The organism is Desulfobacter sp. UBA2225, assembly GCF_002348205.1.
Lineage (GTDB): Bacteria > Desulfobacterota > Desulfobacteria > Desulfobacterales > Desulfobacteraceae > Desulfobacter > Desulfobacter postgatei.
In genome coordinates this window covers 23,494-36,540 of sequence record NZ_DDYV01000327.1, presented here as the reverse complement: position 1 = coordinate 36,540, position 13,047 = coordinate 23,494, and the positions used below count along the sequence as shown (strand labels likewise).

At 47.3% G+C, this 13,047-nt stretch carries 12 protein-coding genes; 10 read left to right on the top strand and 2 right to left on the bottom strand.

The features are described from left to right. The first annotated feature begins 93 nt into the window (after positions 1-93). The 5 genes from B3D59_RS17110 to B3D59_RS17090 all read left to right on the top strand — a co-directional run bounded on the left by B3D59_RS17110 (position 94) and on the right by B3D59_RS17090 (position 5,382). Complete coding sequence (locus B3D59_RS17110; protein WP_286822355.1) at positions 94-822, top strand: hypothetical protein; 729 nt, start codon at positions 94-96, stop codon at positions 820-822. A gap of 600 nt (positions 823-1,422) precedes the next feature. Next, positions 1,423-2,337, top strand: a complete 915-nt coding sequence (locus B3D59_RS17105; RefSeq protein WP_286822354.1) for an ABC transporter ATP-binding protein — start codon at positions 1,423-1,425, stop codon at positions 2,335-2,337. Further along, a complete protein-coding gene (locus B3D59_RS17100) occupies positions 2,330-3,133 on the top strand; it encodes an ABC transporter permease (RefSeq protein WP_286822353.1) in 804 nt (267 codons plus the stop codon). Before B3D59_RS17105 ends, B3D59_RS17100 begins: the two co-directional genes overlap by 8 nt. A gap of 113 nt (positions 3,134-3,246) precedes the next feature. Beyond that, positions 3,247-4,455: a M24 family metallopeptidase gene (locus B3D59_RS17095; RefSeq protein ID WP_286822352.1), complete on the top strand. Its 1,209-nt coding sequence runs from the start codon at positions 3,247-3,249 to the stop codon at positions 4,453-4,455. A gap of 84 nt (positions 4,456-4,539) precedes the next feature. Further along, positions 4,540-5,382 (top strand): AEC family transporter, encoded by an 843-nt coding sequence (locus B3D59_RS17090; RefSeq protein WP_286822351.1) that lies wholly within the window; start codon positions 4,540-4,542, stop codon positions 5,380-5,382. 56 nt (positions 5,383-5,438) lie between these two features. Here the strand turns inward: B3D59_RS17090 and B3D59_RS17085 are convergent, their stop codons facing one another. Further along, a complete protein-coding gene (locus B3D59_RS17085; RefSeq protein WP_286822350.1) occupies positions 5,439-6,059 on the bottom strand; it encodes a TetR/AcrR family transcriptional regulator in 621 nt (206 codons plus the stop codon). 170 nt (positions 6,060-6,229) lie between these two features. On the opposite strand from B3D59_RS17085, the gene surE reads away from it, so the two are divergent. The 5 genes from surE to B3D59_RS17060 all read left to right on the top strand — a co-directional run bounded on the left by surE (position 6,230) and on the right by B3D59_RS17060 (position 12,093). Beyond that, the gene (gene surE, locus B3D59_RS17080) at positions 6,230-6,979 is read left to right on the top strand and encodes a 5'/3'-nucleotidase SurE (RefSeq protein WP_286822349.1); all 750 of its coding nucleotides are present in this window, start codon (positions 6,230-6,232) and stop codon (positions 6,977-6,979) included. Further along, on the top strand, positions 6,980-8,161 hold the full coding sequence (locus B3D59_RS17075; RefSeq protein WP_286822348.1) for an MFS transporter: 1,182 nt from the start codon (positions 6,980-6,982) through the stop codon (positions 8,159-8,161). Between the two features lie 10 nt (positions 8,162-8,171). Then, complete coding sequence (locus B3D59_RS17070; RefSeq protein ID WP_286822347.1) at positions 8,172-9,068, top strand: DUF4438 domain-containing protein; 897 nt, start codon at positions 8,172-8,174, stop codon at positions 9,066-9,068. A gap of 74 nt (positions 9,069-9,142) precedes the next feature. Next, positions 9,143-9,964, top strand: coding sequence for a hypothetical protein (locus B3D59_RS17065; RefSeq protein WP_286822346.1), 822 nt, complete (start codon positions 9,143-9,145; stop codon positions 9,962-9,964). 551 nt (positions 9,965-10,515) lie between these two features. Beyond that, positions 10,516-12,093 (top strand): diguanylate cyclase, encoded by a 1,578-nt coding sequence (locus B3D59_RS17060; RefSeq protein WP_286822345.1) that lies wholly within the window; start codon positions 10,516-10,518, stop codon positions 12,091-12,093. Here the strand turns inward: B3D59_RS17060 and B3D59_RS17055 are convergent. Continuing rightward, positions 12,090-12,923 (bottom strand): SH3 domain-containing protein, encoded by an 834-nt coding sequence (locus B3D59_RS17055; RefSeq protein WP_286822344.1) that lies wholly within the window; start codon positions 12,921-12,923, stop codon positions 12,090-12,092. The two genes, B3D59_RS17060 and B3D59_RS17055, sit on opposite strands and share 4 nt — an antisense overlap. Positions 12,924-13,047 lie beyond the last annotated feature (124 nt).

Genomic DNA, 13,047 nt, shown 5'->3' with positions numbered 1-13,047 from the left:
ACTCCTTTTTTTGTTGATGCGTTTATAATAAAATTGACTTACATATTAGCATGTTACGATTGAATTGAAAAAGGATTTCTTAAGTCAACGGCATTGACTCTTGATAACCCGTTACAGGAACTTGAGTTTTTAAGAGCTCGTCTTTGTGATGGTAAAAATTTTGAGAATATCAATGATTTGACGTATATCAAACACACCACAAGAACTTTTCCTAAAGCTGGTAGACTAAATCAAGCTGGGCAAGCCCTATTTTATGCTTCTGTAGCTGTGAAGCAAGATGATACGGCATTACGAGTTGTACTCTCTGAAGCAGGAGCAAAAGAACTTGATCGCCTCAACGTGCTTCGTTCCCACCAAGCAGCAGGAAGCTATTTAAATTTACGGATCATTGGAATGTGGGATCAAGTAAGGCGTGACGAAAAGCCATATTACTTGAGCAAAGGTATCTTTGATTATTATAAAAAAGTAAGAGAGTATATGGTTCGGAAGTTTGATCCTAAGTTGCTTTCAGCTTATGAGTTGACAGATCGATTTTTCGCTGACATTTTGTCTCGAAAGGGAAGCGAGAATTTGTATCGGGTAACATCAGCGCTTAGTTCCGTCTTTTTGGATGGTAAAAATGATGGCGTGCTCTATTCATCGGTAGAAGCCAAAGGAGAACCGGTGGTTGCTCTGGTCCCCACAGCAGTTAAAGCTAAAGTAGAGCATCAGTTCGTTTGTGACGTTTTGGTTCAAGAGTGTTATGGCTACGAGTTTTTTGCGTATAAAACCAATGCCAAGACATTCAGCATTGATGACGCAACCGGCAAGCTTAATTGGTGAGATTAGTTAAGGTTCTATAAAAATTCATTTTAATTGATATCTGTTAAGCCAACGTGTAACAAAGCCAATTCATCGGACAACCAAAGCGGGCGCGATTTCTTCAACCTCTTTCGTTGTCTAAACAATAATATTTTTTGAAGTCTGTGGCAGTTCGGCTTTGGTTACCGCTGATCTCCAGCGTTAAAATCGCAAATGAATCAAAACTTTTGAGGAATAGCAAAGCGAGCATTTTGTCTATGACTTGTCGCTATTGTTTCGAAAATTCTAATGAACACTGGCGTTTCTATTGTTGGGCATTGGAAGCTAACCAATCCCCTTCGATTTTTTCTTTGAGTCCTTTTTCCTATATTTTAACCAATATCAATGTCATCCTTTTAAATTTAAAGATCATCCTCATTTTCGACCCTTTCTGGTTGAACAAGTACCTTTTTAGGAGTATAGAAGAATTTCAAGATTATTCAACAGCATGGCGTTGGGAATGTAACAACAAATGGCCTAATACAGAAAGTTCTTTGATCAAAAGAATGGCTATAGCCGGATAAACCCTACTATAAATACCCACTGAAAATCAGATGATTACATATTCGGAAACTATGAAAAATGACAGAAAAAGCAATATATGTAGAACATGCGACCAAACGCTTCGGAGATTTCAAAGCGGTTGATAATCTTTCCTTTGAAGTAAACAAAGCTACCTGTTTCGGATTATTGGGTCCCAATGGAGCAGGTAAAACCACAATGATGAATATGCTCACCGGACGGGTCAGGTCAGATTCGGAGAATGGCCGAATAATCAATGTCTTGGGCTATGATCCGGCCAAAAATGAACTCGAAATCCGCTATCTCACCGGAATTGTGCCCCAGGAGAACAATCTCGATATTGAGCTTTCAGTTTCCCAAAATTTGTATATTTACAGTAAATTTTATGGCCTGCCCCACAATGTCGCCAGCCGGCGAATCAGCGAGCTGCTTGAATTTATGGAACTCACCGAAAAAAAAGAGGCTCGTATTAGAGAATTGTCCGGCGGTATGCAAAGGCGTCTGGTCATTGCCAGAGCCTTGATCAACTCCCCTCACCTCCTTATTTTGGACGAGCCCACCACCGGTTTAGATCCCCAGGTACGGCAAGCCATTTGGGACAAAATGAGGATGCTCAAAAAAACCGGTGTGACCATTGTCCTGACCACCCATTACATGGATGAAGCAGCCCAACTTTGCGATGACCTGATCATTATGCACAAGGGCGAAAAAATTCTTCAGGGGCATCCCCGCGCTCTAATCTCGAAAAATTTGGAAACATACGTGCTGGAAATTCTGAATACCGATGTTTTTTCGACGATTGAAGCAAAAGGGTTTCGGACCGAAGAAACTGCCGGTCGGCTTATGCTGTATGGTGATAGGTTATCTTCACTGGAAACAGTGACCGAGCCACTCAACGCGGGAGATTTTTTTCTAAGACCGGTCAATTTGGAAGATTTGTTTTTAAAAGTAACCGGGAGAAACTTGCATGACTGAAGCCGTCCTACCTCAACGAATTGTCACAACACCGCCACCTCTGGCTTATCGCTTGTACAGCATCTGGTACAGGCATATCCGGGTATATTGCAAACATCTGATTTCCAACGGATTTCCTCCCTTTGTGGAACCTTTATTTTTTTTGGCCGGAGTCGGTTTAGGGCTTGGGCATTATGTCGGTTTGATTGATGGTACACCTTATCTGCTCTTTCTGGCCTCGGGTATGATTGCTCCCTCCTCTATGTTTACAGCCGCTTTTGAGTGTACTTTCGGCACTTTTATCCGACTTGAATTTGATAAGGCCTATGATGGTATGGTTTCGGCTTCCATTACAGTGACGGATTTGTTTGTTGGTGAAATGCTTTTTGTCGGCACTAAAGGATTTTTCTTTACCTTGGCGGTGATGAGTGTTTTTACGGTTTTTGGTCTTGTGCCTTCATATTTTGCTATTCTTACACCGTTTGTGGGATTTTTTGCAGGAATGATGTTTGGCGCGCTCTCTTTATTTGTCACTTCTTTTGTGAAGACCATCAATCACTTTAATTTCTTTTTAACCGGTTGTCTGACTCCCATGTTTTTCTTTTCGGGAATTGTATTCCCTATCACCAATCTTCCGGAATGGATTCAATGGGTATCCGAAGTATTCCCGCTCACTCATTCCGCCCGTTTGATCCGGGCTTGTTGTTTAAGGCAGTTCAGCAGCCTGTTATTCTTTGATATACTTTTTATGGTAGCCTTTACGATCGTCTTTGGTTATTTAGCTGTTTCACGGCTGGAAAAGCGGCTCATTCAATAGAACGAAGTGGACTTTTACAGTTTAAAAAGCAAGGATTATACTTTATTAAATTCCGAATATATTGATAAAACAAATGAGTGAATTTAAGTATAAACAAAAAAATTGTGAAGAAAATGATAGATAAGCTTTTACCCCTGGATCTGACCCCTGCAACAGAAATCAGCCGGCGGATACAAACCCTGAAAGAGAAGATGGCCCAGGCCGGCGTGGACGGGGTATTTCTGACCCACAGACCGGATTATTACTACTTCAGCGGCTCAGCCCAGGATGCCTGGCTATATGTGACCCTGGAACATGAGCCCCTTTTATTCGTAAAAAAATACCTTCCCAGGGCGGTTGCCGAAAGTCCGTTGACCCAGATTGTACCGGTTTATTCAATCACGGAAATTCCCCAGATTATCAAGGACAGCCACGGTGGTTTTGCAAAAACCATGGGCATCGTCTTTGACCTTGTCCCGGTCAGGGATTTCAGGTTTTATCAGTCGTTGTTTTTTGGCTGTACCTGGCAGGATGCCTCGCCCCTGATCATCTCCTGCCGGGCAATAAAGTCAGAATATGAAATCGCCATCATGCAGGATGTGGCAAAAATATCCAGCCGGGTATTTGACTTTATAGCCGAAAACCTTGAACCCGGCATCCGGGAAACAGATCTGGCCGGCCGAATTGAGGCCTTTGCCAGGACCCAGGGGCACTCGGGCCGCATGCAGGTACGCCATTACAGATCCGTCGGGTTTACCTTCCACATCATGGGCGGTGCAAGCGGGGGGCAGTCCGGCGCACTGGATTCTCCAGTATGCGGCACCGGCATGTACACCGCTTTTCCCTTTGGTGCCGGCACCCGGGTGATTGAAAAAAATGACCCCATACTCATTGATTTCGGCACCATGGCATTTGGCTATCACATGGATGAATCCCGGATGTTTGTGGCCGGAAAAATGGACCGCCAGGCCGATGCCGCAAGCCAGGCAGCCATTGACATTCTTTTCCATGTCAAAGAAGCCATGAAACCCGGCGTTGCCATGAAGACCCTCTTTCAGATCGCCGTGACCATGGCAGACAAGCTTGGATATGGGGAACAATTCCTGGGATTTCCCGGATTAAAATCCAAATTTATAGGACATGGCCTTGGTCTCGAACTGGTGGAAGACCCCATTATTTCAAAGGGTCGAAGCACACTGCTTGAACCGGGAATGGTGTTTGCCGTGGAGCCGAAATTTATTTTTAAGGACCGGTTCGCCGCAGGCATAGAGAGCGTGATCCAGATAACGGAAACCGGCAGCCGTTTTCTGAGCACAATACCCAACAAGATATTTATGGTTTAAAAACCGCGAAAATGATTATACTCAACACCCTGTTCCCCCCTGCTGGCCATGATGGCATTGGGCTATGGGCTCAAGCGCCGGGGGATGACGTCGGATGAATTTTTACACACCCTTGATAAACTGGTATACTATATCTTTTTCCCGGTCATGCTTTTCTGGAAAACAGCCAAGTCCACGGGCACAGACGCATCCGAAGCCGGCCTTATTCTGGCCGGGCTGGCTGCCGTCTTTCTGGTTTCCCTGTTCTCTTATGTTTACATACGCACAACCAAAATGCCGGACAAGGCGGCTGGATCTTTTTTCCAGGCTTCGTTCCGGTTCAACACCTATATCGGCATGGCCACCGTACTTACCGTCCTCGGAGAAGAGGGCGTAAGACTCTTCAGCATCCTTGTCGGATGCCTGATTCCTGTCATCAATGTCCTTTCGGTTGCCGTACTGATCTGGCATTCAGGCCGCACCCCGTCTCCGGGCCAACGCCTGGGGATTTTATTACGGGCGCTGGTCTCCAATCCGCTGATCATTGGGTGTGCCGCGGGCTTGCTCTTATCCGGTACCGGATATCGTTTACCCGGATTTATCAATAACTTTCTTGCCCTGGTGGCCTCCATGACGCTGCCCCTTGCCCTGATCTCCATGGGCGGCACCCTGGGTTTTGCAGGCATTTCCCGGCATTGGCCCAATGCCCTGGCCGCTGCCGGCATCAAACTGTTTATCCTGCCGGTCACAGGCTATATTATGCTTACGTTGTTTTCCGTGTCTGGCACAGCATTCAAAACAGGCATGATTTATTTCAGCCTGCCCACCTCCACGGCTATTTACGTATTGTCCGCTCAACTAAATTCAGATGTGGAACTGGCATCCACAGCTGTGATGATGTCGACGGTACTCTCCTTTATTTCACTGTCTGTGGCGCTAATTTTATAGAAATTGAAAAAAAATGTAAAAACAGCTTTGCCGGGAACAGCAAAGCAAGGCGGTATTCAGGGCTGTTCTTGATTTAATGCTGATTTGCAATTTAAAATTTTTAAGGTCGTAGTTTTAAAAAAGTCGGCAACCTCCTTAATAAGCTCCGGATCGTCCAGTGAATTTTTCACAATACCGAAGCCCTCTGACAGGGCAAAAATTTTGGCGGAAGCTCTTTTTTTATTTTCTACACTGGCTAGCCCGGTCTCTTCCCAGCCCGCGATCTCTTCAATCCCGAATTCAATGAATTTAAGCATCATGTCCCGGATTCTTCCCCTGATGTTCTCATCCCGGAATCCCATGGCATAGCAGGACCAGAACACAGCATCTCGCTGGGGCCAGGTGCCGCTGGCGTCAAAAAGAATTCCCAGAAGGGTCTCCATGCGTTCCTTGGAGCTGGTGAGCGCCTCCAACTCCTTGAGGTAATTGTTCATGGAAGTTTCATAAAGGAAATCTACCATTTCCATGATCAGGCCTTCCTTGCTCTTGAAATAATGAATAAGCAGACCTGAATTGACGCCCATTCGCTTTGCGATTTTACCGATAGTCATACCCTTGAAGCCTTCTTCTTCCACAACCTTGTAGGTATGCCTCAGTATTTCAGGTTTTCTGATATGAGATATGCTTTTTCTTCCCATAAATTATTCTGCCTGTTTTTATTGTTTATATGCTAATCAATTTATAATATATAAGGGTACTGCCTTTTTTTGTCAATTTTTATTGCAGAAGCCTCCTCTTTTATGTTTTATCAAGACAAGCGTCAAAATTTTTTAAATACACAAATTCGTCAACAGGAACAAAACAACCCATGAAAATATTAGTGACAAACGACGACGGATACCAGGCCCCGGGCATTCGGGCCTTGTTCAATGCATTAAAATCAGACCATGAAGTGACCCTTGCAGCCCCGGACAGGGAGAAAAGCGCCGTGGGTCATGGCATCACCCTGCACACGCCGCTGAAACACCAGAAAGTGCGCCTGGGACATAACGACTTTGGCCATGCGGTTGCCGGCAACCCGGCCGACTGTGTCAAACTGGCCCTGTTTGATATCTGCGACCAGACACCGGATCTTGTAATTTCAGGAATCAATGCCGGGTCCAACACCGGATTAAACATCAACTACTCCGGTACGGTGGGCGCGGCCCGGGAAGCGGCCATCAACGGAATTCCCGCCATTGCCGTATCCATCCAGTACGGTGATGACATGGACTTTCACGGCATGGCAAGCTATACAGCGTCCATTCTGGAGAAAGCCATGGGCCTGAATCTTCCTCCGGGGATTTTCCTGAACATCAATGCTCCGGCCATTTCCTTTGACCGGATCGCCGGCACAAAGGTAACCTCCCAGGCAGATAACAACCTGATTAATGTATTTGACCGCCGCCGAAATCCCAGGGACCTGACATATTACTGGTACGCCGGCATGGCGCCGAATGAACCATGTGAAGGCTCTGATGACAGTGCATTGCTTAAAAATTTTATATCCATCACACCGCTGCAGTGTGACATGACGGCCCATGCCGCCATGGACGTGGTTGCAAAGGCAGGATTTTAAATGACAAGCCCTGATAAAACCACGGCTCAGGCTTCAGAATTTCAGACGTCCGAGTTTCAAATGTCCAGGGTCACCACCATTGCATTTGCCCATTTTATGCATGATCTGTACACAAGCTTTCTGGCGCCCCTGCTACCCCTGATCATTGAAAAACTCTCCCTGACCCTGAGCCAGGCAGGTCTTTTATCCACGGTCATGCAGATCCCATCCCTGGCCAACCCGTTCATTGGTCTGTTTGCAGACAACAAAGGGCTTGCCCGGTGGCTGGTGATTCTGGCCCCGACCCTGACCGCCATTCCCATGAGCTTCATCGGCATTGCCCCGTCCTATGGCATCCTGCTGGTCCTGGTCTTTGTGGCCGGCATCTCGGGATCCCTGTTCCATGTCCCTGCCCCGGTGACGGTGGCAAGGTATTCGGGCAAATTCAAAGGCCGGGGCATGAGTTTTTTCATGACCGGCGGAGAGTTTGCAAGGACAATGGGGCCCATCCTTGCCGTTGCGGCCGTATCTTACCTGGGGCTGGCCCGGTTCCATTTTGTCCTGACCCTCGCCCTGGCCACCTCCGTGCTGTTGTTCATAACCCTGGAACCCTCACAGGAACCGGTAAAGGCAAAACGGCGGGGATCTTTAATCCAGACCTACAAAGAGATCCGGCATGTGCTCAATCCCCTGGCGGGCATCCTTTCAGCCCGGGCCATGATGCACGGGTCCATGGGCATGTTTTTAACGGTGTATGTCGAACAGGCCACAGGTTCGTTGTGGCTGGGGGGCACGGCACTGACCCTGTATGAGGCCACAGGCGTTGCAGGCATCCTGTCCGCAGGTATCCTGTCCGACCGTCTGGGGCGAAGGAGAGTCCTGTTCTGGGCCTTGGCCGTAGCCCCTGTGACCATTTTACTGTTTGCCGTAACCACGGGGGTAATCCAGATACTTTCACTTTTGATAACAGGGTTCACCGTATTGTCAACCACCCCTGTGATGCTGGCTCTGATCCAGGAGAATGCCAAGGAAAGTCCCGCGGCCGCCAATGGTCTTTTCATGATGATCTCCTTTGCCGTAAGATCCATAGCTGTTGTGGTGGCAGGGGCACTTGCAGATGCATTCGGCCTGAACATGATGTTTATCATATCCGCCCTGGCAGGCTTTACGGCAATCCCCTTTCTGATTAAATTAAAAAAATGAGGTGCATATCATGTTAAAAACAAACAAAGATAAAGTGGTTGAAATGTTCCTGGCCTGCAAACCCGGTATGCCCCGGGCAGGAGCCGGCTGGAAAGTGGACCATAAAGGAAATCCCTTTCTGCTGCCCGGCATCGGCGGCATCACCCTCAATGTTCAGGTTGGGGACCCGGCATTCGGACTTGCCGGCGACCATATCGAACCCGGGGTATCCTGCACGGCCAATATGGAAAACCCCAATGATTTTCCCAACAACACCCTGCAGCTTTTCTCGTGTGTGGGCAACCAGGCTAAAATCATTTCCGGAGAAGCCCAGGGAGAAACCGGTGTGGTCATCGGCCACCATGGGGGCTCCGAACATGTGATTGTGGAATTCCCCCGGAAAATCAAAGAAAAAATGAGCTATGAGGACAAAATCCTGATCCGGGCCAAAGGCCAGGGCTTGGCCCTGACCGACTATCCTGAAATTAAATTGTTCAACCTGGACCCCGGCCTGCTGGAAAAAATGAATATTGTTGAAACCGATGCAGGTATCCTACAGGTACCGGTGACCACCATTGTACCTGCGCCCTGCATGGGATCAGGTGTTGGACGTGCCCATGTGGGGGCAGGTGATTATGATATCATGACTTCAGATCCCGAGACCGTAAAAAAATACAACCTGGACAAAATCCGATTCGGGGATTTTGTGGCCCTCATGGACCATGACAACGCCTATGGCAGGGCCTATGTCCAGGGCGCGGTCACCATCGGCATTGTGGTACACTCCGACTGCCTGCTGGCCGGTCATGGACCCGGGGTATCCACGCTTTTAACCTGTTCAACCCCCCAGATTGAACCTAAAATTGATCCGTCTGCCAACATCGCCGATCTTCTCGGGATCGGCAGTGCGGCCGGCGGATACGAATAGCGATTAAGGCTGTAATCAGCATATACCTGGTCTGGGGCCTGGGAACGCTTGGATTCCAGGCACTGGCCCGGATATTGCCTGAAACGGCCCGGGCCGGATTTGATTATATTATCATTGTGGGCTTGATCGCCTGCCTGGCCTGGATGACCCGGATTTATCAAACACGGATTGAACCGGCCATCGGTACGGACACGGTCCGGCGTCTGTCCTGGATGGGGGCTTTGACACTGATCTTGGTAATTCTTTACCTGCCCGTCCAGGCAGGTCTGAAAAGCAATTTCATTACGATCCTGTCCACGGCGACCCTGGTGCTTTTCGCCTGTGTGGCGGGCCACTGGCTGGTCATCCCGCTAAAGCGCCCCGCTGAGTTTATTCCCATTGGATTTACCGTGGCCCTGTCCGACATCTTCAGTGTCTTTATGGGCCCCACCCGCAAGTTTGCAGAAAATATTTCCGACTATTACCGGGAAGGCATGACAGGCCCGGTGCCTGTGGTGGATTTTTTCCTGGTCAAAATGCCCATGCCCGGCAATGATTATTTTTTGCCTGTGTTCGGCATCACCGACTGGGTCGTGGTGGCCTTATTGTCGGCAGGCGCGCGACGATTCGGCATAAGCGACAATATATTCAGCCTTGCCGGATCAAAACAGGCGAAAAACAGGTCCCGGATATTTTTCCCCGTGGCAGGTATCGGCCTGGTTCTCTCCATTATGGCGGCAAGATCGATGAACCTGTACCTGCCCGCCCTGCCGTTTATTGTCATTGTTTTTCTAAGCGCCATGGCAGCAAAATATCCGGCAGTCCGAAAACTTGGGGCAGAGGAGATCCGGGCCATGGTTTTTATAAGCGCTCTCATAGGCCTGCTCATGGCCGTGTTTGCTTTGATGAAAAAGTGACAAGCCCGTCTAAGAGGTAAAAAAAATCGGTGTGTTTCTTCCACCGTCAAGGTTCCAGAGGGCTCCCGGCACAGGAACGATCTAAAAATGCGGTTGCCTTCATTGAAAAAGACATTGTATAACAGCCATGGGCTGACCTGACATATCAACTGCCAGGCATAGCCCACAACAAAACTTGAAATATCTTAGTAACTTACCCAGACTTTCTTATAACGGCCATGTCTTGACGGACACAACAAACAACAAACAATGAAAGATGTGAGTATTGAGTATTGAGAAAACAGCTTGTTTTAAATCTCACTACTCAATACTCATAACTTTCTTATAAAAGAAACTTTATCATCTCCACCTACACTTGAATATAAAGAAAAATCAAAAACATTATTGAATCAATTATTATTAACTTTTGAAAGAAGTTTAATCCTTAGTGATCTATGGGCAAACAGAAAAATAAAAACAGATATCTATTTAGTATCAGGAACCGAATTTTTATTTTTGCGGTATTGGTTACGGCCATACCGTCTCTATCAATGGGGCTTTTACTCCAGAACATGCTGCAAACCACGCTGGAGGAAAAGGTTAAGCAAAAATTTGCAGACTCTGCACAGATCATGGAACGGGAAATTTCCCTATGGCTGAAAAAGCGGGTTTATGATCTGACCGTTTTCTCCAATGCGTCAATTGTATCGGAAACCGTTACGGCTTATCTTAAAACGCCTGAAAAAAAGGCGGATCACAGTAAAAAACGGCTCCAACATATCAAAATACTTGAAACCTATCTCAGTACACTGCAGCATCAATTTAAAAATTATGTCCGGATTTTTGTTCTTTCCAGGACCGGTTCTGTTATCGCCGCCTCTGAAAGCGGCGGCCGGGCGAGGCCGTTTCCCTTTCCCAATGATTGCATCGAACAGATTTCAGACAAACAATGGTTCAAGGGAAACGCCTATATTGATTCAAGGGACAAGTCGCCCCTTATCCTGATCGGTGTTCCCTTTTTTCTGGATCAACTTTATGAATACGAAACATTGCTGGCGATTGAAGTCAGACTCACCGGATTACTGCCTTTATTGGATCCGGCGAAGTTTCGAGACTCCGGGGACTGGACCTATGAATCCCTTGTGGATATGAAAACAGGTCGTCAGTTTCTGTACGGCAGGGGGGCCAAAAAAGTGCTCAATGAAATCGCTCTGGCACCGTCTGATCACAGCCAAAAGCTTCGTGAATATGTCAACGGCAGGGGAGAACGCTTAATGGGGCTGGTCGTCCCGTTTCGAGAACTTGAATGGGGGCTTTTTATTACCGAGAATTATGAAAAGGCTTTCTCCGGGCTGATCAACGCCCGTCATCGAAATATTATTATTCTCTGCTGTTTTACTGTTCTGATGGGTATTGTGGCTTATCTGCTGACCAGGCAGATCATGGTGCCGCTGTCGGCTTTGACCAAAGGGGCTGAAAGGGTGGCCGAAGGTGATCTGGATGTCCGGCTTCCAGTATACCGCAACGATGAAATTGGGTTTGCAACAACCGTTTTCAATGAAATGGTGGCCAAACTCAAGCTCAGCCAGACAAAACTGGAGCAACTGGCGACAATTGATCCCCTGACGGGTTTGAATAACAGAAAACGCGTGATGAGTATCCTGCGTGATCACTACAAATATTATCGCCGGTATAAAACAGGGTTTTCCGTATTAATGATTGACGTGGATCATTTTAAAGATGTTAATGATACATACGGACACCAGGCCGGAGACACGGTATTAAAACAGGTGGCCGAAATCTTTAATGAAAATCTGCGTAATGTCGACTCTGCCGGTCGGTACGGCGGAGAGGAATTTCTCGTGATCCTTGCAGAGTCCGGGATGGATGAATCCATCCAGGCAGCAGAACGTATCCGAAAAGCCGTTGCAAGCCATAAATTTATTCATGAAGATCAGGAAATCCAAGTCCACATTTGCGTTGGTATCGGCAGAATCCAGAAACAGGACGGGGATGAACAAAAAGTCGTCAAGCGAGCCGATATAGCGCTCTACCGTGCCAAGAATGAGGGACGAAACCGGGTTGTTTACCAGGCTGATGACGACCAACAAAGGGACGCCCCAGAGGCGGGAAAATACCTCAGCCCTTAATAAAGAAGGGAGAGATGGATCCAGCCGGTCTCGTCAGTCTCTGCCAATTTGACTTTCACCCAATCCTGTTTATGGCCGACAACAGTAACACTGCGTCCTTCTTGAAGTACTTTTTTGACACCCGCCTTAATAGACGGACCTTTGCGGAGATTCCCGGCTGTAAACAATTTCATCTGCAAGGGCGTTAGAAAAAATATTTCCTTTTCTGGCACATCGGCGGTGCTGCTGTCTTCACCTATATCAATGCTTTTTGCCTGCGCCATCGCTTCTCTGGACAAGTAGGCCGCATTTTCATAGTTTCCATTTGCCAGTTCCTGTTTACTCTCTTTAAGGTTTTCTAATGCTCTTTCCCGAACAATTTTCTGGGACTTGTTCAAGGGTTTTTGTTCCACAGTGCTGATGACGGCCGTGGCCTCGGCAATAAGGGTGGCCGCTTCCAGTTTGCTGCCCCGGGTCGCCAGCTCAGCCTTGCTTTGCGAGAGTTCTTTGATCAGTTTTTCGTTCGCCTGCCGGCAGGTATCGGTTTCTTTATGCCTTGTGAGCAATGTTTGCTGTAATTTTTTTGAAAGCCGTTTCTGCTCAGCCAACTTGCAGGTCAGCTGCTCATTTTCTTTCTCTATTTGACGGATCCGCGAATCATCGACGACCGTATTTTTTTTCTCTATATTTTCTTTCTCTAATTGACGACTCCGCGGATCATCGACCACCGCTACGGGCTTTTCCACTGTACAGGATGAAAAAAAAAGAAGCACCAACAGGGGGGCGGCCAGTCTTGTAATGTATTGGAACGGCATGACCTTACGACCAGCGCTGAGTGGCTTTTGAATCATATGCTTGTTGTGATTCCGTAATTTGATATAGATTAAACTGCAATACATTGAATTGTCACGTATCATAGGACAAGAGACTGCTTCTTATCAACAAACGTAGAAAAATCCCTGAGAAGTAAAAAAC